General features: G+C 55.9%; 26 protein-coding genes. 13 read left to right on the forward strand and 13 right to left on the reverse strand.

The genetic code is table 11. The features are described 5' to 3' along the window. Window positions 1-326 precede the first annotated feature (326 nt). Both B3041_RS09815 and fumA read left to right on the forward strand, forming a co-directional pair. Complete coding sequence (locus B3041_RS09815; RefSeq protein WP_065649540.1) at window positions 327-1,838, forward strand: anion permease; 1,512 nt, start codon at window positions 327-329, stop codon at window positions 1,836-1,838. Between the two features lie 165 nt (window positions 1,839-2,003). Continuing rightward, window positions 2,004-3,647 (forward strand): class I fumarate hydratase FumA, encoded by a 1,644-nt coding sequence (gene fumA, locus B3041_RS09820; protein WP_065649541.1) that lies wholly within the window; start codon window positions 2,004-2,006, stop codon window positions 3,645-3,647. Window positions 3,648-3,721: 74 nt separating this feature from the next. Here fumA and B3041_RS09825 read toward each other — a convergent pair whose 3' ends face one another. Both B3041_RS09825 and B3041_RS09830 read right to left on the reverse strand, forming a co-directional pair. Continuing rightward, window positions 3,722-3,871 carry a hypothetical protein gene (locus tag B3041_RS09825; RefSeq protein ID WP_292971970.1) on the reverse strand — a complete coding sequence of 50 codons (150 nt, stop codon included), beginning with the start codon at window positions 3,869-3,871 and terminating at the stop codon, window positions 3,722-3,724. A 97-nt stretch (window positions 3,872-3,968) separates the two neighbouring features. Beyond that, on the reverse strand, window positions 3,969-5,489 hold the full coding sequence (locus B3041_RS09830; RefSeq protein ID WP_292971973.1) for an aldehyde dehydrogenase family protein: 1,521 nt from the start codon (window positions 5,487-5,489) through the stop codon (window positions 3,969-3,971). A 247-nt stretch (window positions 5,490-5,736) separates the two neighbouring features. Between B3041_RS09830 and B3041_RS09835 the strand changes: the two genes are divergently transcribed. Further along, a complete protein-coding gene (locus tag B3041_RS09835) occupies window positions 5,737-6,300 on the forward strand; it encodes a class I SAM-dependent methyltransferase (RefSeq protein WP_065649543.1) in 564 nt (187 codons plus the stop codon). On the opposite strand, the gene B3041_RS09840 is transcribed toward B3041_RS09835, so the two are convergent. Then, complete coding sequence (locus B3041_RS09840; RefSeq protein ID WP_292971977.1) at window positions 6,279-6,998, reverse strand: glutamine amidotransferase; 720 nt, start codon at window positions 6,996-6,998, stop codon at window positions 6,279-6,281. The two genes, B3041_RS09835 and B3041_RS09840, sit on opposite strands and share 22 nt — an antisense overlap. A gap of 252 nt (window positions 6,999-7,250) precedes the next feature. Between B3041_RS09840 and B3041_RS09845 the strand changes: the two genes are divergently transcribed. Continuing rightward, window positions 7,251-8,135, forward strand: coding sequence for a DMT family transporter (locus B3041_RS09845; protein WP_065649545.1), 885 nt, complete (start codon window positions 7,251-7,253; stop codon window positions 8,133-8,135). 129 nt (window positions 8,136-8,264) lie between these two features. Here the strand turns inward: B3041_RS09845 and B3041_RS09850 are convergent, their stop codons facing one another. The 3 genes from B3041_RS09850 to ghrA are packed head-to-tail and all read right to left on the reverse strand — an operon-like array spanning window position 8,265 to window position 10,547. Beyond that, window positions 8,265-8,825, reverse strand: coding sequence for a TorD/DmsD family molecular chaperone (locus B3041_RS09850; RefSeq protein ID WP_292971981.1), 561 nt, complete (start codon window positions 8,823-8,825; stop codon window positions 8,265-8,267). Between the two features lie 24 nt (window positions 8,826-8,849). After that, entirely contained in the window at window positions 8,850-9,587 is a 738-nt protein-coding gene (locus B3041_RS09855; RefSeq protein WP_065649547.1) for a phosphatase, read from the reverse strand. 21 nt (window positions 9,588-9,608) lie between these two features. Further along, window positions 9,609-10,547 carry a glyoxylate/hydroxypyruvate reductase GhrA gene (gene ghrA / locus B3041_RS09860; protein ID WP_292971987.1) on the reverse strand — a complete coding sequence of 313 codons (939 nt, stop codon included), beginning with the start codon at window positions 10,545-10,547 and terminating at the stop codon, window positions 9,609-9,611. A gap of 204 nt (window positions 10,548-10,751) precedes the next feature. Between ghrA and treA the strand changes: the two genes are divergently transcribed. Beyond that, a complete protein-coding gene (gene treA / locus B3041_RS09865; RefSeq protein WP_065649549.1) occupies window positions 10,752-12,431 on the forward strand; it encodes an alpha,alpha-trehalase TreA in 1,680 nt (559 codons plus the stop codon). Window positions 12,432-12,498: 67 nt separating this feature from the next. Here treA and B3041_RS09870 read toward each other — a convergent pair whose 3' ends face one another. Then, complete coding sequence (locus B3041_RS09870; protein WP_039383925.1) at window positions 12,499-12,747, reverse strand: GlsB/YeaQ/YmgE family stress response membrane protein; 249 nt, start codon at window positions 12,745-12,747, stop codon at window positions 12,499-12,501. A gap of 171 nt (window positions 12,748-12,918) precedes the next feature. On the opposite strand from B3041_RS09870, the gene B3041_RS09875 reads away from it, so the two are divergent. Next, on the forward strand, window positions 12,919-13,650 hold the full coding sequence (locus tag B3041_RS09875) for a flagellar brake protein (RefSeq protein WP_292971992.1): 732 nt from the start codon (window positions 12,919-12,921) through the stop codon (window positions 13,648-13,650). An 89-nt stretch (window positions 13,651-13,739) separates the two neighbouring features. Beyond that, window positions 13,740-14,867, forward strand: coding sequence for a mechanosensitive ion channel family protein (locus B3041_RS09880; protein WP_065649551.1), 1,128 nt, complete (start codon window positions 13,740-13,742; stop codon window positions 14,865-14,867). A gap of 15 nt (window positions 14,868-14,882) precedes the next feature. Here B3041_RS09880 and emtA read toward each other — a convergent pair whose 3' ends face one another. Next, window positions 14,883-15,512, reverse strand: coding sequence for a membrane-bound lytic murein transglycosylase EmtA (gene emtA / locus B3041_RS09885; protein WP_075050745.1), 630 nt, complete (start codon window positions 15,510-15,512; stop codon window positions 14,883-14,885). Between the two features lie 164 nt (window positions 15,513-15,676). On the opposite strand from emtA, the gene ldcA reads away from it, so the two are divergent. Both ldcA and B3041_RS09895 read left to right on the forward strand, forming a co-directional pair. Continuing rightward, window positions 15,677-16,600, forward strand: a complete 924-nt coding sequence (gene ldcA, locus B3041_RS09890) for a muramoyltetrapeptide carboxypeptidase (RefSeq protein WP_292971997.1) — start codon at window positions 15,677-15,679, stop codon at window positions 16,598-16,600. Between the two features lie 23 nt (window positions 16,601-16,623). After that, entirely contained in the window at window positions 16,624-17,286 is a 663-nt protein-coding gene (locus B3041_RS09895) for an MBL fold metallo-hydrolase (RefSeq protein WP_065650483.1), read from the forward strand. Here the strand turns inward: B3041_RS09895 and B3041_RS09900 are convergent, their stop codons facing one another. From B3041_RS09900 to B3041_RS09910, 3 genes are all read right to left on the reverse strand, one after another. Further along, a complete protein-coding gene (locus B3041_RS09900; RefSeq protein ID WP_292971999.1) occupies window positions 17,287-17,700 on the reverse strand; it encodes a GNAT family N-acetyltransferase in 414 nt (137 codons plus the stop codon). Window positions 17,701-17,720: 20 nt separating this feature from the next. Beyond that, window positions 17,721-18,104: a hypothetical protein gene (locus tag B3041_RS09905; RefSeq protein WP_065649555.1), complete on the reverse strand. Its 384-nt coding sequence runs from the start codon at window positions 18,102-18,104 to the stop codon at window positions 17,721-17,723. A gap of 152 nt (window positions 18,105-18,256) precedes the next feature. Beyond that, on the reverse strand, window positions 18,257-18,436 hold the full coding sequence (locus tag B3041_RS09910) for a hypothetical protein (protein WP_065649556.1): 180 nt from the start codon (window positions 18,434-18,436) through the stop codon (window positions 18,257-18,259). A gap of 205 nt (window positions 18,437-18,641) precedes the next feature. On the opposite strand from B3041_RS09910, the gene B3041_RS09915 reads away from it, so the two are divergent. The 3 genes from B3041_RS09915 (at window position 18,642) to B3041_RS09925 (ending at window position 19,956) form a co-directional block, all read left to right on the forward strand. Next, a complete protein-coding gene (locus B3041_RS09915; RefSeq protein ID WP_292972003.1) occupies window positions 18,642-18,971 on the forward strand; it encodes a hypothetical protein in 330 nt (109 codons plus the stop codon). A 62-nt stretch (window positions 18,972-19,033) separates the two neighbouring features. Continuing rightward, window positions 19,034-19,585, forward strand: coding sequence for a hypothetical protein (locus tag B3041_RS09920; RefSeq protein WP_065649558.1), 552 nt, complete (start codon window positions 19,034-19,036; stop codon window positions 19,583-19,585). A 122-nt stretch (window positions 19,586-19,707) separates the two neighbouring features. Next, complete coding sequence (locus B3041_RS09925; protein WP_065649559.1) at window positions 19,708-19,956, forward strand: DUF883 family protein; 249 nt, start codon at window positions 19,708-19,710, stop codon at window positions 19,954-19,956. Window positions 19,957-19,993: 37 nt separating this feature from the next. Here B3041_RS09925 and B3041_RS09930 read toward each other — a convergent pair whose 3' ends face one another. Further along, window positions 19,994-20,191, reverse strand: coding sequence for a DUF6404 family protein (locus B3041_RS09930; RefSeq protein WP_065649560.1), 198 nt, complete (start codon window positions 20,189-20,191; stop codon window positions 19,994-19,996). A gap of 293 nt (window positions 20,192-20,484) precedes the next feature. On the opposite strand from B3041_RS09930, the gene B3041_RS09935 reads away from it, so the two are divergent. Further along, the gene (locus B3041_RS09935; protein WP_065649561.1) at window positions 20,485-21,741 is read left to right on the forward strand and encodes a mechanosensitive ion channel family protein; all 1,257 of its coding nucleotides are present in this window, start codon (window positions 20,485-20,487) and stop codon (window positions 21,739-21,741) included. Between the two features lie 47 nt (window positions 21,742-21,788). Here B3041_RS09935 and icd read toward each other — a convergent pair whose 3' ends face one another. Next, the gene (gene icd, locus B3041_RS09940) at window positions 21,789-23,039 is read right to left on the reverse strand and encodes an NADP-dependent isocitrate dehydrogenase (protein WP_039383903.1); all 1,251 of its coding nucleotides are present in this window, start codon (window positions 23,037-23,039) and stop codon (window positions 21,789-21,791) included. Window positions 23,040-23,046 lie beyond the last annotated feature (7 nt).

Consider the following 23,046-nt stretch of genomic DNA (forward strand, 5'->3'; position numbering starts at 1 on the left):
TAAAAACCACACCCTGCCCGAAACCCTGAGAAAATCTTGCCAAATCCTGTTCAGCGCCTTTTCTCTTGTCTTGAAAAATCTGTCATAACACTCTGAAAGAAGCGCAGATAAAAATAAGCAAAATATTTTATTGATCTGGATCAAAATAGATATTTTAATTAATCGCATCATAGCGGCATAAATTAGATAATTCGCGAAACAAAATTGCTTTCTTTCTTTAGAAAAAGCGTCATGAAATTCCTGTACTGATGCCGCCATCAGGATCGCCCGGATAAAACGGCCGTCAGTACTGATATCGCATTCTTCTCAACGTGCAGACAAAAACTATGAAACTTTCAACGCAATCGCATGACCCTGCTAAAGCGCCGCCTGCGGCGCCGGGTAAAAAAAATCGCCTGCTGATGCTCTGCCTGCCGGTGCTGGTTTCACTCCTGCTGCTGCTGGTGCCTGCACCTGCCGGACTGGAGCCTTACGCCTGGCACTTTTTTGCTATCTTTGTCGGCGTGATTGTCGGTCTGATTTTTGAGCCATTGCCGGGCGCGGTGATAGGGCTGACCGGCGTGGTGGTCATCGCGCTATTTAGCCAGTGGGTGCTGTTTAGCCCGGCAGAACTGGCCGACCCGGCATTTAAAACGGCAGCGCAGTCGTTCAAATGGGCAGTCAGCGGCTTCGGCAACTCCACGGTCTGGCTGATTTTTGGCGCCTTTATGTTTGCAGCCGGCTACGATAAAACGCAGTTTGGCCGCCGGCTGGCGCTGATTCTGGTGAAATATCTGGGTCGCCGCAGCCTGACGCTGGGCTACGCCATTACGTTCGCTGACCTGCTGCTGGCTCCGTTTACGCCGTCTAACACCGCACGCAGCGGCGGGACCATCTATCCGATTATTGCCAACCTGCCGCCGCTCTATGGCTCTAAGCCTAATGATCCCAGCGCCCGCAAAATCGGCTCTTATCTGATGTGGGTTGCTATTACCGCAGCCTGTATCACCAGCTCGATGTTTCTCTCCGCGCTGGCCCCTAACCTGCTCGCTCTGGCCCTGGTTAAAAGCGTTACTGGCTTCGATATCAGCTGGGGTATGTGGTTCCTCGCTTTCCTGCCGCTGGGGATCCTGCTGATTCTCACCATGCCACTGCTGGCTTACTGGCTCTATCCGCCGGAAGTCAAAGTAAACGACGAGGTACCGCGCTGGGCTACCGCCGAGCTGGAAAAACTGGGCCGCCTGTCACGCAATGAGATCCTGCTGCTGCTGTTTGTCGTCGCGGCCCTGATGATGTGGATTTTCGCAACCGCCTGGATAGAACCGGCCATGGCCGCACTCCTGGTGATTGTGCTGATGCTCTGGACAGGCGTACTCAACTGGAACGATATCACCAGCAATAAAGCCGCATGGAATACCTTTGCGTGGTTTGCCACACTGGTTGCGCTGGCGGATGGCCTGGCACGCGTCGGCTTTATTGCCTGGCTGGGCAAAGAGGGTGCGGTGCTGCTGCAGGGTTACGATCCTCAGGTCTCCGCGGTGGTGCTGCTGGTTGCCTTTTATCTGCTGCACTATCTGTTTGCCAGCACCACAGCGCATACCACCGCCCTGCTGCCTGCCATGCTGACCATCGCCGCCTCAATCCCGGGCATCAATATGCCGGTGTTCTGCCTGATGATGTGTACCTCGCTGGGCGTGATGGGCATCATTACTCCTTATGGCACCGGTCCAAGCCCTATCTATTACGGCAGCGGCTATCTGCCGACGAAAGATTACTGGCGCCTTGGCACCATCTTCGGCGCCCTGTTCCTGGTGGCGCTGATGGTTATCGCTTACCCCTGGATGGTAATGATGTTCTGATGATGTTGCCTTGATGTTAAAAAACGCAGCCGCGTCAGCCTGTTTCAGTGTTACTATGCTCGCCAGTCAGCTCCTGTTACGGGCTGGCGAGAGAAAATTGCACCACAGATCGCCTAATTTGCCGCCCGCCGCGCAGGCGGGCAACACGAAGCTAAGTGAGCCAACATGTCGAACAAACCCTTCTATTACCAGAATCCCTTTCCTCTCGCCAAAGATGATACTGAATATTACCTGCTGAGCCGCGAGCACGTTTCGGTTGCCAGTTTTGAGGGTGAAGAGGTGCTGAAGGTTGCGCCGGAAGCACTGACGCTGCTGGCACAGCAGGCGTTTCATGACGCCTCTTTTATGCTGCGCGCCTCACACCAGCAGCAGGTTGCCGCCATCCTTGCGGATGATGAAGCGAGTCAGAATGATAAATATGTCGCGCTGCAGTTTCTGCGTAACTCAGAAATTGCCGCCAAGGGCGTATTACCGACCTGCCAGGATACCGGCACCGCCATTATCATGGGTAAAAAAGGCCAGCGTGTCTGGACCGGCGGCGGCGATGAAGCGGCGCTGTCGCAGGGTGTCTATAACACTTATATCGAAGATAACCTGCGCTATTCGCAGAACGCCCCGCTGGATATGTATAAAGAGGTTAATACCGGCACTAACCTGCCGGCTCAGATCGATCTCTATAGCGTGGATGGCGATGAGTATAAGTTTCTCTGCATCGCTAAAGGCGGCGGTTCAGCGAACAAGACTTACCTCTATCAGGAAACCAAGGCGTTAATCACGCCGGCAAAATTAAAAAACTATCTGATTGATAAGATGATGTCGCTCGGCACCGCTGCCTGCCCGCCCTACCATATTGCGTTTGTCATCGGCGGCACCTCTGCAGAAAGCACGCTGAAAACGGTTAAGCTCGCCTCAACGCACTACTATGACTCGCTGCCAACCGAAGGCAATGAGCACGGGCAGGCGTTTCGCGATACGGAACTGGAGCAGGAACTGCTGGAAGCGTCGCAGAAGCTCGGCCTTGGCGCGCAGTTTGGCGGTAAGTACTTTGCCCACGATATTCGTGTGGTCAGGCTGCCGCGTCACGGTGCCTCCTGTCCGGTAGGGATGGGCGTCTCCTGTTCTGCTGACCGTAACATCAAAGCTAAAATCAACCGTGATGGCATCTGGATTGAGAAGCTGGAAGATAATCCGGGCCGCTATATTCCGGAAGCGCTGCGCCAGCAGGGCGAAGGCGAGGTCGTCCAGGTCGATCTTAATCGCCCGATGCAGGATATTCTGGCGCAGCTCTCCGCTTATCCGGTGGCAACCCGCCTGTCGCTGAACGGCACCATTATTGTGGCGCGCGACATTGCTCATGCCAAACTGAAAGAGCGTATTGATAATGGCGAAGGGCTGCCACAGTACATTAAAGATCATCCGGTCTACTATGCCGGTCCGGCAAAAACGCCGGAAGGGCATGCGTCGGGTTCACTGGGTCCGACCACTGCGGGTCGTATGGACTCTTATGTCGATCTGCTGCAGTCGCACGGCGGCAGCATGGTAATGCTGGCTAAAGGTAACCGCAGCAAACAGGTCACTGACGCCTGCCATAAGCATGGCGGCTTTTATCTGGGCAGTATTGGCGGTCCGGCTGCGGTACTGGCGCAGCAGAGCATCAGAAGCCTTGAGTGCGTGGAGTATGCTGAACTGGGGATGGAAGCGATCTGGAAGATTGAAGTCGAAGATTTCCCGGCGTTTATTCTGGTGGATGACAAGGGTAATGACTTCTTCCAGCAGATCCACAATCAGTGCTCTGCCTGCGTAAAATAGCGCGCTGAAGCAGACCCTGTAAAAAATCCGCGGCGATATGCTGCGGATTTTTTTATTTTACAGAGAGCTGTTTGTTACGTGCGCAGCGGCATTTCCCGCGCGGCTTCGCGCTCGGTGCCATACTGTGACGCATCATAAGCGGGCAGATTGACGCTGATAATGTCCTGTTCGACCGCATCCAGCACCTCATCGTGCTGCTCCATAAAGTCATATCCTGCGTTCATGATCTCTCCTTTGCGCAGAGGCGTTTCTCATATCCTGCCCTGCAAAGATGACAGGTTTATGAAAATATAGCCTCTGCAGCAACTGCCGGCACGAAAATCAGAAGAACCCGAGCGGCTGCGTGCTGTAGCTCACCAGCAGATTTTTGGTTTGCTGATAGTGATCCAGCATCATTTTATGCGTCTCCCGTCCGATGCCTGATTTCTTATAGCCGCCAAATGCCGCATGAGCCGGATAGAGGTGGTAACAGTTAGTCCAGACGCGTCCGGCTTTAATTGCCCTTCCCATGCGGTAAGCGCGGTTGATATCACGCGTCCAGACGCCGGCGCCAAGTCCGTAAATCGAGTCATTAGCAATGGCCAGCGCCTCTGCTTCATCTTTGAAGGTCAGTATGCCTACCACCGGCCCGAAAATTTCTTCCTGAAATACGCGCATGCTGTTATTGCCTTTCAGCAGCGTTGGCTGAATGTAGTAGCCGCCGCTGAAGGCTTCACCAATCTGCTCAACGTTACCGCCGTGCAGCACTTCTGCCCCCTCCTGCTGTGCAATCTCAAGGTAAGAGAGGATCTTATCAAACTGCTGCTGCGATGCCTGGGCACCAATCATGGTTTCCGTATCCAGCGGATCGCCGCGTTTAATGGTTTTGATGCGCTTCATAACGGCCGCCATGAAGGGTTCAAAGATCGATTCCTGCACCAGCGCGCGCGACGGACAGGTACAGACTTCGCCCTGGTTCAGGAAGCCAAGCACAACGCCCTCCGCCGCTTTCTCAATAAAGCTCTCCTCCGCCTGCATGATATCTTCGAAAAAGATATTCGGCGATTTCCCGCCCAGCTCCACCGTCGACGGGATCAGGCTTTTTGCTGCCAGCTCCAGAATATGGCCGCCGGTCGCTGTTGAGCCGGTAAAGGCAATTTTGGCAATGCCCGGATGTGATGCCAGCGCTTCGCCCGCCTCTTTGCCATAGCCGTGCACCACGTTAATGACGCCTGGCGGGACCAGGTCTTTAATCAACTCAACAAACAGCGTGATGGAAAGCGGGGTCTGCTCGGCGGGTTTCAGCACCACACAGTTACCTGCGCCCAGCGCCGGCGCCAGCTTCCAGGCCGCCATCAACAGCGGGAAGTTCCAGGGAATGATCTGTCCCACTACGCCCAGCGGTTCATGAAAGTGATAGGCGGCCGTAAATTCATCAATCTCGGCGGCGCTGCCCTCCTGCGCCCGGACACAGCCGGCAAAATAGCGAAAATGATCTATCGCCAGTGGCAGGTCAGCGGCCAGCGTTTCGCGTACCGGCTTGCCGTTATCCCAGGTTTCGTTGACGGCAACATATTCCAGGTTCTGCTCAAGGCGATCGGCAATTTTCAGCAGCACCAGGGAGCGCGCCTGTGGCGAGGTCTTGCCCCACTGCTCTGCCGCCGCCTGAGCCGCCGCGACTGCATTATCAATATCTGCCCGGTCGGAACGCGGAAATTCGCCAATTGCACTGCCGTTAACCGGTGAGGTGTTGGTAAAATAGTGACCGTTGACCGGCGCGGCAAACTCGCCGTTGATAAAGTTGCCATACTGCGATTGCAGAGTGATCAGAGAACCCTGTTCTCCCGGAGCAGCGTAACGCATGATATTTCCCCTTACAGAGCGAATGAAATTTAACAACTTTTAAACCGTTAATTAACATTGCGCGATCGTGTCCAGCCTGTCAGGTATACAGGCAGGAAACTGTGAGCGGACGCGGGAAATGGTGTGATGGCAATGCACGATCGCACAGGCCGGAAAAGTCTGAGTTTGGCTTTTCTGCAGCGCAAAAGCGAAACCTGAACGTGATATGTGGTCAATACCCTGCAGACCACAGATTCAGGAGAGAAAGATGCTGGCTTCAGCCCTAACGGCAATGCGGTCCAAAGCAAACTTTGTGCAGCAGTTTATTCGCGATCCGCGCAGAATCGGCAGCGTTACCCCGTCATCAGCGGCACTATGTCGCTGTATGTGTAATGCAGTAGCGTGGGAAAAGAGCCTGCGCGTAGCTGAACTGGGCGCCGGTGATGGCGTGCTGACTCGCCATGTGCTGTCGCATATGGTACCGGCCGCGCAGCTTGACGTGTTTGAAATCAATCCGCAGCTGGCAGCAGAACTCCGTCAGTGGCACGATCCGCGCATGCGGGTTCAGGCACACTCAGCGGAGCTGCTGCAGGGGGAATACGACGCCATTTTTTCCGGCCTGCCGCTGCTGTCGCTGCCTGCAGCTACCCGTCATGCCATCCTGAGCGCGGTGCATAATGCACTGGCTCCTGGCGGGGTATTTGTCCAGTTTCAGTACACCTCGCTCACCCGGCACGATCTGTCACGCTATTTTGTCTGGCAGCGGCAGCGCGTGCTGAAAAATATGCCGCCCGCCTGGGTCTATCGCTGTCAGCGCTGCGACGTTTCCTGAGCCTGATCCTGAAGCCGTACCTGCTGCCAGAAGCGATGCAGCAGCGTACGTGCCCAGTCAGTATCACCCATTACCGCGCTATCTGGCTCTACGCCAGCCGGTGTACACGCCGTCATGATCTCGCGACTGAACTCCGGGTGAAACTGAACAGAAAATGCCTGCGGTGAATAGCGTAATACCTGACAATCATCCTGCGCTGAGCAGGCCAGAATAGTGGCCTGTGGCGGCGGTGCCAGTACCGACTGACGGTGCGACAGCCACGCGGAAAAGTGCGCCGGTAACCCGTCCAGCCAGGGATCAGAAGCCGTGCGCGTGACGGTCTGCAGTCCGCGTTCCCAGCCGCGAGGATTATCGCCGACCTCACCCCCCAGCGCATAGGCCATCAGCTGATGACCATAGCAGACGCCAAGCAGCGGCAGCTGCGCCTCCATTGCGCCGCGTATCCAGGCCGCAGTGCGCTCACTCCACCCGGCGTGGTCAGTGACCATCGCCCATGAGCCGCTGAGGATCGCCCCACCAATCTCCTGCCAGCCCGGCAGCGCCTCACCGCGGTGCGGGCGCACAATAATATAGTCGTCCGGCTGCAGCTGCAGCGCATCAATAAACCACGCAGGCTGTTCGCCAGTTTTTGCCACCACCTGCGGGGGCGGGACTTCAAGCTGTATTAACGCCAGGGGTAAAGCATAACGCTCCGTCATCGCTGGCAGGCTCCTCTGCTGCGTTCACTGTGAAGCGTTACTGTGACAGTAAATGCCCGCCCTGTCTTATGTTTTTCCGCACCATGCTTATGCAAAAGCGGAGGGCCGGAACAACGTACAGTTATTAGTATGTTGTAATTATAAAACAGCGCTTTTGCGGATGAGTGCTAAACCATCGGGTTCAGGTGTCCTGTGCCGCAGGCTTCATGCCATTATTAAGCGTAAGTTCATTTTTCTGGTAAGGATAACCGCGTGGCCGTACGGCATTTTTTTCTGATTCTGTTTGTAGTATCCATCTGGGCGTTTAACAACGTGGCGGTTAAATGGGGGCTGCTGGAGCTGCCGCCGCTGTTTCTGACGTGGATGCGCTTTGTTGTGGTCGCCCTGCTGCTGGTGCCCTTTTGCCGCATCACGCGCGCGCAGCTGCCCTGGCTTATTACGCTCGCGTTTACCTTTGGCTTTATGCACTTCTCTCTGCTGTTTGTCGGCATGCGCTATACCGATGCCGGCACGGCGGCTATCGTCGTGCAGCTGGGCACCCCTATTGCGATGCTGCTGGCGATGGCCATTCTGAAAGAGAAGCTGCGGCTGGTGCAGCTGTGCGGCATCGCTATCTCTCTGAGCGGCGTGGCCGTGCTCTCCGGCAGCCCGACTATTCCCGCCTGGTGGGTACTCTGTATCCTGCTGTGCAGCGCGTTTGGCTGGGCGGTCAGCAACATGATTGTCAAAAAGTCGCCGCCTATCAGTCCGCTGACGCTGACCGGCTGGATCTCATTTCTCGCCGTGCCGCTGGTCGGCGCCGCCTCATGGCTGACGGAATCACACCAGTTCAGCGCCCTTAAAGCGGCGGGCTGGCACGGCTGGTTCGGCATCCTTTATAGCGCTATCGCCTCTTCGATTGTTGCCTATACGCTGTGGTACGCCCTGCTGAAAAAATATAATGTCAATCTGATCATGCCCTACTCGCTGCTGACGCCGGTGCTGGCTGTGATCATGGGCGTGACGGTGCTGGGTGACAGTATGAACAGCTTTAAAGTGTTTGGCGCATCGCTGGTGGTGCTGGGCACCGCTATTGCCGTGCTTAACCTGCGCAATCTGCGTATGCACGCGCGTTTCCCGCGGCTGCGCCGGCGTTAGTGCTCTCTGCTGAGCCTGAAGCCGTCGGCATCTGCAGGCGTCGCCCAGGTTTCAGCAATACATCAGCGCGTCTGCCGGAGACGCGGCTTATCTGCACGAGCCTCCGGCAGCAGCGATCCCTGCCAGCGATTACGCCTGCGGCGTATCGTCTTCGCTCAGCTCGTCATACATCGCCTGAATCGCCTCGCGACTCAGCTCAGCCAGCGTGCGATAAAACGCCGTGGTGGCGTGCGCTTCAACTTTGCCAAGGAATGCGCCGCACCACGGCAGCAGATAAGATTCAAACAGCGCGCGCTGCGCGTCAGATTCATCTTCTGCAGACTGATCTTCAAGCCACGACGCCGCCAGCAGCAGTACGCCAAAGTGATCGGCGGGTGCGTCACTGAGCGGCATGCCGCGCGCGCTGAGAAATGCCCGGATCTCCGCTTCCGGTGCGCCTTCCGGCCACTGAGACGCATAAGGCGGCACGCTGCACTCCTGACCGACAAACAGCGCGTTGTAATCCGCTGCCAGCGCCTGCGGATCGCTACTCTGCTGCAGACGCGTCAGCAGCGCATCCTGCTCCAGCGGCCAATGTGCCTGCATTTTGCCTTCGCGCAGCAGCGTAAACAGCGGCATCAGCAGCGGATCCTGAGGCTGACGGTTAAACAGGGAGCCGATCACCCGGCAAAGCATAGAAAATTCATTCATCTGGCAGCATTCCTCACTACAACATTAAAAATCCAGTAATTCCGCGATCCGTTTACCGCTGCGCTGCTCCAGAAAGTCGAGCAGGCGGCGCGGCGTGACATTTAACACCCGATCTTCAGGGAAATCCACCTCGCGCGTAATGCGCAGGCAGTGCTCAAAATGCCCCAGCGTAAAGGCGGTATGGGAATCGGAGCCGAAGGCCAGCTGCCCGCCCGCGTCACGCACCGCCTCCGCAATCGCGCGGCAGTTGGGTTCGCTGCCCGGACGCGAATGGGTAAACGAGGAGTTATTGATCTCCAGCGCCACGTTGTAGTGGGCTGCGGCTTCGGCAATCGCGCGAATATCTACCGGGAATTTGGGATTGCCCGGATGGCTGATGATATGCACCAGCCCGCCTGCCATCGCGGCGATCATCGCCTCAGTATGGTGCGCTTTGTCGCGCGGCGTGTAGACCGGCTCGTGAAACCCCGCCACAATCAGATCCAAGGCATCCAGCATCGGTCCGCTGCAGTCGATCTCGCCCTGCTGATTCTTAATGTTCGCTTCAATTCCGCGCAGGATCCCCACGCCGTCAATAACCCGCGGCCAGATGCGCATATTGATGAAATGCCAGTGGTGCGGCGCATCTGCCATATCAGGGCCGTGGTCGGTAATGGCAAAGAGCTTCAGGCCAGTCTGTTTCGCCTGGGCGACATAGTCATGCAGCGTACTGTAGGCGTGCGTACTGGCTACGGTGTGCATATGCAGGTCAACGGGATACATATTTTGCTCCTCTGAGATAAATTAATAGCCGCGCTGGCGATCCACGCGCCCCGGGGGCTGCTGCCCTTTTTCCAGCTGCTGAATGGCGCTGGCAATAGCGTCCATTGCCTGCTCCGGCAGCGTAATAGCGGCACTGTGGGGCGTGATGGTGACGTGCGGATGCTGCCAGAGCGCATCGTCCGCTGGCAGCGGCTCCTGCTGAAAGACATCCAGCGCGGCGGCGGCAAGTTGCCCGCTGTTAAGCGCTGCCAGCAGGTCCGCTTCCACCACGTGCGCGCCGCGCGCCAGGTTGAGAAAGTGTGCGCCGTGCGGCAACGCGCGCAGGAAATCCGCGTTAATAAGATCGGTGGTTTCCGGCGTGGCGGGCAGCAGATCAATCACGACCTGGCAGCCGGCAAGAAAGTCGTGCAGCGCGGCGGCACCGTGGAAGGCGTGCACGCCAGGCAGGGTTTTCGGCGTGCGACTCCAGCAGCGCAGCGGAAACCCCCATTGCTGCAGGCTTTCCAGCACGCTGCGGCCCAGCACGCCCGCCCCGAGAACACCAATGGTGAAGGTGTCGCGCGCCGGCAGCGGCAGCGGCTGCCAGCAGCGCGCCTGCTGCTTGCGCTGATAGTCAGCAAAGCGACGATACCAGCCCAGCACGCACCAGTTCGCGTACTCCTGCATCTGCTGTGCCATGCCGGTATCCTCCAGGCGGTACAGCGGCACCTGGTCACTCAGCCTGTCAGGATGCTGACGCTGCTGCTGCAGAAGTTCGTCGACGCCCGCTCCCATCGCGAACAGTCCCTTCAGATTTCGCCCCGCCAGCATTTCCACCGGCGGCGAACGCACTATGGCATAATCTGCGCAGGCATCATCGCCTGGCTGCCACAGCCGGATTTCCGCGTCCGGCAGTCGACGGGCAAGTCCCGTAAGCCAGCACTGCGCGTCCATTGACGGGTGATACCAGATAATCTTCATACGCTTCCTCATTTTCTTTCAGCCTCCGGGAAACCACGCGGCGGAGCAAGTAAAAAACGCCAGCAGCAACAATTTCCTGCGCAATTACCCGGCAGCGCTTCACATTTCCATCGCCCTGCAGCGCCGGGCGGCGCGATAGCGACTAAAGTTGGTTGAGTGGTCAATACGTTAGCGAACCACGTTTTCGGACAAGGAGAAAAACCGATGAGAAAAAATGTCATATTTATGCCCGCGCGTCTCTCTCTGCTGCTTACCACTGCCCTGCTGGCAACCAGCACGCTGGCGCATGCCGAAACCGGGAGCCGGATGCTGAGCCAGCCGCCGCAGCCGCCCGATGTACGCCTGGGTCCGCTCTTCAGCGCCGTGCAGAAAGCGCAGTTCTATCCCGATCAGAAAACCTTTGCTGACGCGATCCCGAAATATGATCCTGCCTCGATACTTGCTGACTGGCAGATGCAAAAAAAGCAGCGCAATTTCGATCTCAAACGCTTTGTTGATATGAATTTCACCCTGCCCAAAGCGCAGGATAAGTATGTACCGCCTGCCGGGCAGAGCCTGCGTGAGCACATCAACGGCTTGTGGCCGGTGCTGACGCGCAGCACGCCGGATGCCGGCCAGTATGATTCGCTGCTGCCGCTGCCAAAACCTTACGTCGTGCCAGGCGGACGTTTCCGCGAGGTCTATTACTGGGACAGCTATTTTACCATGCTGGGCCTTGCAGAGAGCGGCAACTGGGATCGCGTACAGGACATGGTCGATAACTTTGCCACTGAGCTCGATCGCTACGGGCATATCCCTAACGGCAACCGCAGCTATTATCTCAGCCGGTCGCAGCCGCCGTTCTTTAGCCTGATGGTGGACCTGCTGGCAACGCATAAAGGCGATGAGGTTTACCGGCATTACCAGCCGCAGCTGCAGAAGGAGTATGACTACTGGATGGCGGACAGCGACAGCGTGGCGGCCGGTCATGCCAGCAAGCGGGTGGTGAAATTGTCTGATGGTACCCTGCTTAATCGCTACTGGGACGCACGCGACGTGCCGCGTACCGAATCCTGGCTGGATGATGTAAAGACAGCTGAAAAAACACCGGAACGTGACAAGCCGCAGCTCTGGCGCAACCTGCGCGCCGGCGCGGCGTCAGGCTGGGATTTCAGCTCGCGCTGGTTTACCGATGCGCATCATCTCGCCTCTATCCGTACCACAGAGCTGGTGCCGGTTGATCTCAACAGCCTGCTGTTTCATCTGGAACAGACGCTGTCAAAATCAGCCAGACTGGCAAAACAGGATGACAAAGCGAAAGCGTTTGCCGCGGCGGCTGAAAAACGCCAGGCAGCGATTAATCGTTACCTGTGGGATGAGAAACAGGGCTGGTATGCCGATTACGATTTCAGTAAAAAACAGGTTCATAACCAGCTGACGGCTGCTTCTCTTTTCCCGCTCTATATGCAGCTGGCCGGGGATAAACAGGCTGAGCGTACCGCTTCTGCTGTGGAAAAACAGTTGCTTAAACCCGGTGGTCTGGTGACAACCACGGTCAATAATGGCCAGCAGTGGGATGCACCCAATGGCTGGGCACCGCTGCAGTGGGTAGCAGTAGAAGGGCTGGAGCATTACAATCAGCCACAGCTGGCACGCCAGATTGGCCAGCGCTTCCTGCAAAACGTTCAGCAGACCTATGACAAAGAGCATAAGCTGGTGGAAAAATATGTGGTTGAGGGCGCGCAGCTGGGTGGCGGTGGCGGCGGTGAATACCCGCTGCAGGATGGCTTCGGCTGGACCAACGGCGTGACGCTGATGCTGCTGGATAAATATTGCCCGAAAGAAAAAACCTGTAACAGCGCCAGCGACATACCTGATATGCCGGCGCTGCAGCGCGCGAATTGATTTCGCGCTGGCTATAGCCGAAAAAAAACCGCGGCCCGGAGGCCGCGGTTTTTTTATACGGGCAGAGTTAACTGCGCACTTTGCGGTAGATAAACAGCACCACGATGGCACCGATCACCGCCACAACAAAGCTGCCGAAGTTAAACCCGTCAACTCTGCCGAAACCAAACAGGGTACTGATCCAGCCGCCGACAACCGCACCGATGATACCCAGTACCACGGTCAGGATGAAGCCGCCGCCATCTTTACCTGGCATAATCCACTTAGCGAGAATACCGGCGATCAGACCAAAAATAATCCATGAAAGAATACCCATTTGTTGCTCCTTACGTTATGAATCAAGGTGTTCACTGCGATAAGTATAGACGGGATTTTTTTACCTGCAGCGCGACTGCCGCTTTAATCAGCAGCCAGCCGCTAAAGCTTCAGCGCGTAACGCCGATAATCGTCACATAATGACGATAAGCGCAGCAGCGGGGAGCAGGATGTGAAAGACGCCGATAACGAACAGTATCTCAAGCGAGGTACGTTAGCGGTTTTGAATGTGATGAGGGATCTGTCGCGCTATCAAACTCCCCTGATGGTAACGTTTAATCGCGGACAGTTTATCAGCCGTCTGCTGGTTGCCGATGAAGAGTGCATTATTTTCGATCTGGGCAGCAATGCATTGAGCAATGAGTGGGTACTGGAGAGTCCCGACTTCAACGTTTGTGCAGAGACCTACGGTGCCAAAATTGAGTTCACCCTGGCCGCCCTGTCGCTGGTTGAATATGAAGGATTGCCCGCGTTCAGTGCCCCGCTGCCGGCGTGCGCCTGGCAAATCCAGCGCCGCGAATTTTTCCGCATTAACGCCCCGCTGGAGCCGGCTTTCTGGTGTTATACCCACTGGCCGGATGGCAGCCCGGCGCGCTTTCGCCTGCAGGATCTTTCGCTGGGCGGGGTCGGGGTATTACCGGAAGGGACACTGCCGGAAGACCTTGCCCGTGGTGATACGTTCCGCCAGCTGCGGGTCGAGCTGGGCGAGTTTGGTCAGTTTGAGGTCACCGCAGAGCTGCTGCATATTGGCGAGCGCAGCGTAGTACGCAAAGGCGAAGCCTGTGTCATACCGCGGCTGAGCTTTCGTTTCACGGCAATTGAACCGGTGCAGGAACGCCAGCTGCAGCAGGTGATCTTTGCCCTGGAACGCCTGGCACGCGATAAAATGAGTCGCTTTCAGTAACTGCCGCTGCGCCTGCAGGATATCTCAGCCAGGCTATGCTTCTCCTTGCCCTTTATTTTAACCAGCGCCCGGCAAGGAGAACCTCCCCCATGGAAAACTGGCTTTCAGCCTCTGGCTGGCAACGCATTTTTCTTAATCAAACCATCTGGATCAACAGCGCCATCATCCTCTTTGGCACCCTTATCGTCTGGTGGCTGTTGCGCACCGCTATCCGCTTTGTTTCTAACCGTATTGCGCACTACAGCGAACAGCGCCACGTGCGCTTCACCGCCATCCTGGTTGAGATCCTGCGCAGCACCAGCCAGTCGCTGCTGCTGATCTTTTCTCTGCTGATTTCGCTGAAATTTGCTGACCTGCCGGCAAACTGGAGCGTGGCAATTGCCCACAGCTGGTTCCTCGCCCTGATTCTGCAGTTCACGCTGTGGATTGACTGCGGCATCCGTCTATGGCTGAAAAGCATGCTGCGCGATCCGCTGCACGTGCGCAATCCGGTCACCACCGTGATCCTCGGCATTCTGCTGCGGGTGGTGGTATGGGTGATGATGCTGCTGGCGATCCTCTCCAACATGGGGATCGACATTACTGCGCTGGTGGCCAGTTTAGGCGTCGGCGGTATTGCCATTGCGCTGGCGATTCAGACCGTGCTGAGCGATGTGTTTGCGTCGCTGGCGATCGGCTTTGACAAACCGTTTGAGCACGGTGATTTTATTGTGTTTGGCGATATCGCGGGCTCCATTGAGCATATCGGTCTGAAAACCACGCGTCTGCGCAGCCTCGGCGGCGAGCAGATTGTCTGCTCAAACACCATTCTGTTACAGCAGACGATCCACAACTATAAACGTATGCAGCAGCGACGCATCGTGTTTAAGTTTGGTATTAACTACGGTACGCCAGCGGAGAAAGTGCGGCAGATTGGCGGCATGGTGAAAACCATCATTGAAGGCGTGCCGGATACCCGTTTTGACCGCGCGCATTTCCTCTCGTTTGATGAGTCGCAGCTTACGTTTGAAGTGGTCTACTTTGTGCTGAGTGCGGATTACAATGTCTATATGGATATTCAGCAGGAAATTAACCTGCAGCTGATGGCGCAGCTGGAGCAGAAGCAGATCCGCTTCGCCTTCCCGATGCGGCGCGTAGAGTTTACCGGTGGCGTGCTGCCGCGTATCAATCTCAGCGATGCGTCAAACGAAGCACCGGCACAGGGTGCGCAGCGTTAAGCTGCGCACCGCGCGCTAGCCAATCGTGCGGTAGGCCGTGGTCACTTTCCACAGATAGCGCGGTGCCTGCGCTGCCGGATGGTTGTTTTGTACATGCTGATAAAACTCATCCGGCGACATCGCGTTTATCATCGCAATGGCGCGCTCGCGATCGCGTGAGAACGTGCGCAGCAGCGCGCCGGCACCGTTGGCATAGGAGACAATGGTGGCGTAGCGTAGCGTCAGCGGATCGCGGATACCGGCCAGCGCAGACTCCTGCAAAATGCGCAGATAGGCGACACCAATATCGATGTTTCTGGCCGGATCGCGCAGCTCAGCTGTTGAGGGCTGCCCGTGACGTCCCTGCACGCGATAGACTTCGCGCCCCGCCGTCGAGGCTTTGATCTGCATCAGTCCTACCGCGTTAGAGCGGCTGACTGCCGCAGGATTGCCGCCCGATTCGACACTGATAATGGCGCTGATTAACTTCTCATCAACGCCATAATGAGTGGCAGCATCTTCTGTAAACAGCGCCCAGGCATCATTAATTTTCGAAGGCGGAGCCTGAGTGAGAGGCGTATTGCGCTCAGGCACTCTGGGTTTTTCCGGTTCACTGGCGCAGCCTGCCAGCAGTAAAGCAGAGAGCATAAGTAGTCGAAATTTCACTGTTTTTCAGGTTCCGCTATAAGAGAGGCGCAGGCTATCATAGCCATGACGGCCAGCAGTAAAATTACCGTTAATCTGAAAATAGCAAAATTCATTATGCTGTCGTGACGCTGTTCACGCAGTTTGTCACTATGAACCCTTCAGTACAGAGCAGGAAAAGCGCGATGCACCCAGCCCGTTCCTTTCGTTTGATCGCCCCTTCTGGCTATTGCCACAACCAGGACGCCGCCCGGCGCGGCATTGAGCGGCTTCAGCACGCAGGCCACCGGGTAGAGAATAGCGCAGTCGTTACCCGCCGCTTTCAGCGCTTTGCCGGTACGGACGCGGAACGGCTGGCGGATATCAATGCACTGGCCGCGCCAGACACGCTGACGGATATTATTCTGGCGGTGCGCGGCGGCTACGGTGCCACCCGCCTGCTGGATAAGCTGGATTATAGTGGTATTGCGCAGCGCCTGAGCGGTGAGCCGGTTGCGCTGTGCGGCCACAGTGACTTTACCGCTATTCAGCTGGCCCTGCTGGCTCAGACCGGTCTGATGAGCTTCAGCGGCCCGATGCTGGCCGGTAATTTTGGTGCGGATGACGTCTCAGCGTTTACCGACCATCATTTCTGGCAGGCAATCTCCGCTCCGGAACTGATGCTGAACTGGCGGAGTGAAAGCCCGGACCGCGGCCGCTGGCAGGGCCGCCTGTGGGGCGGCAATCTGGCGATGATCTGCACGCTGATTGGCACGCCCTGGCTGCCACAGATCGAAGGGGGCATTCTGGTAATTGAAGATGTTAATGAACACCCGTTTCGCATTGAACGCATGCTGCTGCAGCTGCAGCAGTGCGGTATTCTCGCGCGGCAGCAGGCAATTGTTACCGGTAGTTTTACCAGTACGTCACTCAGCGCCTATGATAACGGCTTCGGTTTCGACACTGTCTGGCAGCGTCTGCGCGATGAGTATCAGCTGCCGGTAATAAGCGATCTGGCGTTTGGTCATGCGCCCGATACCGTCACGCTGCCGCTGGGTGCACATGCTACGCTTGATATTGATGCCGGCGACGCGCGGCTCAGCATCACCGGACATCCGGTGCTGCGATAATATTGTCTGCAGGAGATCGCCCTCTGAAGCCGCTTTATGAAGACTTATGGATCTCCACGCCGGAATTCCCTGCCGAAGAGACCGCTAATGACCTGATGATGCATGGCTTTATGCTACGGCATCCGCGCGGCAACCTGCTGATTGGCCGGGTGGAAAATCCGCTCGACCATGAGTTTCTGGCAGAGGCAGGCGGCGTTATACGCCATTACCTTACGCACTGGCATGAAGCAGCACCCGGTGCACGGCTGATTCAGCAGCGCTTCAGCAGCGCGCTTTACTGCCACAGCCGATCGCTGGGACCCGTTAGCCTGGTGGTTGAACCGGATGAAACCTTTACCCGGCGGGAGGTGCATTTTGGTGATTTTCATCTGCTGCCCACGCCAGGTCACACGCCGGGCAGCAGCAGCTATCTCTATCACTCCCCGCTCGGACAGACCTATCTGTTTGTCGGCGATACCCTTACCTGCGACTACAACCGCTGGATCAGCGTATTAAAGCCTGACAGTAACCCGGCCGAGCTGCGGCAGTCGCTGGAACTTTACCGTACGCTGCGACCCGATGTGGTGCTGATGAGCACTACGCGCGGCCACCTCTCGTGGGTAAAAACGGATCTGTCCGGCTGGCTGGCGGCGATTGACGAAGCGGAGCAGTCGCCGCTGGATCTGCGACAGCAGCCGCTGCTGTAATCAGAGAACTTTGGTCAGGTAGTGGCGCTGGTGATGACGCGGATAGTTATTCAGGCTGAACCGGAGCTGATAACCCTGTTTTTCGTAGAACGGGCGCGCCTGAAAGCTTGCCGTATCCACCTGCGCATAGAGACAACCCCGCGCCCGCGCTTCGTTCTCTGCCGCCGTTATCAGCCGGGTGCCGGCACCCTGCCCGCGCAGCGCATCACTGACCCACAGCATGTCGATACGCAGCCAGTTACCACAGGTTGATCCTGTCAAACCTGCTATTTTCCCGCCATCTGCATCATGAATAAACACGCCCAGCGCTTTGATCTCGCTGACATCAATAAAGCGGCTGTTGAAAGCGTTGAGGCCCAGTCTGATGTCGTCGAGATCCTGCGCAGTAACGCTGTCGGTAACGCTGAGTGACATGGTGTTGTTCCTGTGCGATGTTAAGAAGAGGCGTGCTGACGATCGTCATAACGATCGAGAGAGACGATGGCGGCATCACGCTTCACTGAACGCTGACAGGGAACCAGTTTGTCGCTCTGCGCATAAACGAAAAAGGTTTCACCGCTCTCTTTATTGATGACCAGTCGATCCCCGTTGCGGAACCGCGTGATGGCCACGCTGTCGCCACCCTCAAGGTGGAGACGCTGTTGTCCGGCGGCCACCTGAAAATGTCGCTGCGGCCACATCAGCGTGCTGAGTCCGTAACTGGCGCGGGATACCGTCATGGTGGCCCGCCCCGCACAGGTGATCTGAAATTCACTTTCGCTCCAGGCCGGAGCAATCTGACAGGCCATCAGGCCCGCGGCTATGACCAGAATTTTCATGCTGTTTTTCGCCTGAGTGTGATGTAGTGGTTCGCAGGGTAACACAGCGGGAAGCAGATTAATGCGTGGCGTGCTGCGACTCAGGGCTGGCGCGCTGAGTCGAAGCATAGCCATAAAGCAGGAGTAAAGCCGATATCGCATCGGCCTGACGTTTACTCAGCGGCCACCTGAGCCGCCACCAGCATCAATGCCAGTCCGGCATCTTCTGGATCGAATTTATGCATAACATCGTGGATCGCCGTGACACAGTTCATGACCTGTTTTTTCTTATCGGCATCCAGCTGATCTATCGCCTGCTGAAGAATCATTAAGCTGGCTTCTTCTTCTCTCATTAATTTACCCTATCTTATACTTGCCTGGTGCACTGCGCTGGCAAGAATACCGTTTATCTGCTACCAAAGTCACCCCCTTAACTTGCCTACCGCTTAACACTTAAACAAATCCCAAATGGGAAGTGCAGCCAGACCTGCTATGCTCATAGCAGCGTTAGGCATTGTCGTGCCACTGTCAGACAGGGAAAGAACCAGGATCAGGACCATGTTAAGACTGACTTATTGCATCATTATTATTGCGCTGACGGGCTGCAGTTCGACCCCGAAAGGAATCGATTGTCCCGGTGAAGTGACCACGATTTATGGTCAGTCACTGGGCAATACGCACGCCTGGATCTTCGACCTGGCTAACGCCTTTTCTGTTCAACGTGACAACGTCACGGTCAGCAGCGGCCCTCTTCGCTCCACTGACCGCTTTCGCTATGTCCCCTCTGCGATTACTGCTGAAGGTTTTTACGCCCAGCGCCTGAGCGACAAACAGTTCCGCCTTATTAATCCCTATGAAAACACGATGATCACCTGGCAGTGTCCATAGCCCGTGCACCCCGCAGCGGGATAGTTTATTGTCAGGGTTTATGCTTCCGGCAGATACCGAAAATGGAAAAGAGTCTCGATAACAACGGCTACATCGATTTCCCCTTCCCGGCCACAACCAATGAAGATGGCTCAGTTAACCCCAGCGGCTTTGATCTGACGCAGCAGCCTGAGCGGATTGATGAAATCAAAGCGGGTAAAGATTCTGAAAATATGCGCCGGCTGCTGGAAGAGGTGAACCTGCAGGAAGGGCTTTTTATGACGCTCGCCTGCGATCGTCAGCAGCGTCCGGACCGCGTATGCGGATTTATCGACATCGCCTTTCGTCCGGATGTGGTGCATACGCATGACGAAGCAGAAGAGCTGGAAGCGCGGTTTGAGCACTACCTCGGCTGTCAGGAGAACCAGCATGAGATGCCTGCCGGCACGCTGGTTAACTATGCGCGCGCCGTGCTGGACTGGGGCTGGTCACCGCTGCATCTGCGCCAGCAACACTATGAGAAAATCACCGTCCGGTTTTACTGTCAGCAACCCGAGGATGCTGAATGGTGTTTCGACCATTTGCGCCATTTTCTGGTGAGCTGGTATCCCGCCTGGCGCTGCCGTCAGAGATAAACTGTACCTAAACAAACGCCTCGCTACAGAGATTGTTACATAACCTTTACCGCTGTCAGGTTGCCGGTCCGTCATTCTCTGACTACGCTGAAAGTGACATTCACCACTATCAGGGAGTCAACATGACTGACAAAGCGGAAGCAAAATTGAATGAAGCAGCAGGTGCAGTTCAGGAAAAATTTGGCGAACTGACGGGTTCCTCCCGTCATCAGGCAAAAGGTGCAGCACGGCGCTATCCGGCGCAGGCCAGCTATGCCGTACAGGATGCAGCTGACTGCGTGGTGAGGTCGGTCCGTGATAACCCGACTACGGGTCTGGCGGTGGCTGCCAGCATCGGCGTAATCGTCGGTTTCCTGCTGGGCCGCAAATAATCTGGTCAGCGGGGTCCCGGCCCCGCTGCTCCTGCCGTCACGCGGCCGCGCGCCGCGCTTTAAAACGGGCAACCATCGTACGCAGCGCCTGATAAATCAATCCCGCATACAGACTCATCACCACCGCCATACCGGGCTCTTTTCCCTGCGCCTGCCATGAGACAAACCACATAAATACGCCCCACAGCAGTGAAAAAATCAGCCAGCCTTTAACAAACTTCACAATACCCTGCATAGTGTCTCCCCCGAAACTGAGCGCTGACGATAGCGGCTTCTTCGGCAAAAGGCACGGCCATCAGGCTCAGGATGTTAACTGCTTCAAACTATGCGACTGGCTGACACCAATGTTGCCCGGGTAATTACCTGATGCCGCTCGTCAGTCAGGCGGGCTTAGTGGTATAACTGCAGCCGGCAGTCAGCGGTACTGAACTATTTTCTGACTGACACCGCAATTGCGCACGCGTCGCTTATCGCCCCGTACGGCTTTATGCTTGAATTCCCGCCACCCCGGACCGGCTACTGATTAACATGAGCTACTTCTATACATTCCAGAATTTTCTTGCCGGTGACACGGCGCTTGCGGCCACGGTCAGTCTGCTACTGTTGATAGCGGCGGCGATGATTGCGCACTTTATCTGCAAATTCTTTATCGTAAAGATAGTGCGTAACGTCTTTTTCAGTGCGCATAAAAACCAGGTGCCGCTGGATAAAGATGTCCGCCTGTCGGAAAAACTCTCAAATTTTATCCCGGTTATCATTGTTTACTATCTGCTGCAGTTTATGCCGGGCCTGCCGCAGCATCTGCAGATTGCAGTCAAAACCATCTGCGGCATTCTGTTTTTTATCTATCTCTCGCTGTTCTTTACAGAAATACTGGAGATCATCAACATCTCCTATACCAAAAAGTCGCGGCGTAAAAATCACTCGATCAAGGGCTATATTCAGGTCGGTAAAATCCTGGTGCATATCCTCTCGGCGATCATGATCCTGGCGATTATGTCGAATAAGTCGCCTGTGATTATTATCTCCAGTCTGGGTGCAGTGGCAGCCGTATTGATGCTGGTATTTCAGCACACGCTGCTGTCGCTGGTGGCCAACATTCAGGTGTCATCAAATGATGTGTTGCAGCTGGGCGACTGGATTGAAATGCCGGATAACGGTATCAGCGGGGAAGTCATCGACATTGCGCTGCACACCATTACTATCCGCAACTGGGATAACACGCTGTCGCGCATTCCCACGAAGAATTTCCTGACCGAGACGTATACCAACTGGCAGGCGATGTTCTCCTCCGGCGCGCGGCGCATCATGCGCAGCTTCTATCTCGATCAGACCTCAATTCGCTTTCTGGACCATGAGCTGATACAGCAGATGATGCAGATACGCGGTGTCAGTGAGCAGCTTTCTGTGCTGATGGATGGACGTGAACCCAGCGCACCCGGCGACCGCTGGTTTGCCGAAAATGGCCTGACAAACCTCACCGTTTTTCGTAAGTATCTGACCGCCTGGCTGACGCAGCGCGATGATATTAAGAAAGATATGTATATTGTGGTTCGGGCACTTAAACCCTCGCCGGAAGGGTTACCGGTTGAGGTCTACTGCTTTACCTCTTCCGTCATGTGGGCTGATTATGAGGATTCACAGTCAGCGATATTTGAATACATTTATGCCATTGTCGGACAGTTCGCACTGCGGATTTATCAGCATCCGGGCGGCCACGATTTCTGGCGACTGTCGCAGGCGCGTGATGAGACGCTGCGTCCGGGCGATGCTGCAGGCGAATAAAAAAACGGGAGCCAGTGGCTCCCGTTTTATGCTCTGCCTGAAGCAGATTACATGTTGCTGATGATCGCGTCACCAAACTCTGAACATTTCAGCAGTTTAGCGCCATCCATCAGACGCTCGAAGTCGTAGGTCACGGTTTTAGCCGCGATTGCGCCTTCCATACCTTTGACAATCAGGTCTGCGGCTTCAAACCATTCCATATGACGCAGCATCATTTCTGCCGACAGGATCACTGAACCCGGGTTCACTTTATCCTGACCCGCATATTTTGGTGCGGTCCCGTGCGTGGCTTCAAACAGCGCGCACTCGTCACCGATGTTTGCGCCAGGGGCGATACCGATACCGCCAACCTGTGCCGCCAGGGCGTCAGAGATGTAGTCACCGTTCAGGTTCATACAGGCAATAACATCATATTCGGCCGGACGCAGCAGGATCTGCTGCAGGAAGGCATCTGCAATCACATCTTTAACAATGATCTCTTTGCCGGTGTTTGGATTGTTGAATTTCATCCACGGGCCACCGTCGATCAGCTCACCACCAAACTCCTCTTTCACCAGCTGGTAGCCCCAGTCTTTGAAAGAACCTTCGGTGAACTTCATGATGTTGCCTTTGTGGACCAGCGTCAGCGAATCACGATCGTTAGTGATGGTGTATTCAAGCGCGGCACGCACCAGGCGTTTAGTACCCTCTTCTGAGCACGGCTTCACGCCGATACCACACTGCTGCGGGAAGCGAATTTTCTTCACGCCCATCTCTTCGCGCAGGAATTTGATCACTTTGTCCGCTTCCGGCGTACCCGCTTTCCATTCGATACCCGCGTAGATATCTTCGGAGTTCTCGCGGAAGATCACCATATCGGTCTCTTCCGGGCGTTTCACCGGGCTTGGCGTGCCTTTGTAGTAGCGTACCGGACGCAGGCAGACGTAGAGATCCAGCTCCTGACGCAGCGCTACGTTCAGCGAGCGAATACCGCCGCCAACTGGCGTGGTCAGCGGGCCTTTGATGGCTACGCGATACTCTTTGATTAAATCCAGAGTTTCCTGCGGCAGCCAGACATCCTGGCCGTAAAGTTCTGTTGATTTCTCACCAGTAAAGATTTCCATCCAGGAAATTTTACGCTCGCCGTTGTAGGCTTTCTTCACGGCAGCATCAACCACTTTCAGCATGACCGGGGAAACGTCAACGCCGATACCATCACCCTCGATATAAGGAATGATTGGGTTATGCGGGACATTCAGTTTGCCCTGATCAAGGGTGATTTTCTGACCTTCTGCCGGAACAACTACTTTGCTTTCCATTAACCTC

Origin of the sequence: Pantoea sp. UBA4549, from assembly GCF_002387285.1 — a bacterium.
Classification (GTDB): Bacteria; Pseudomonadota; Gammaproteobacteria; order Enterobacterales; family Enterobacteriaceae; genus Pantoea; species Pantoea borealis.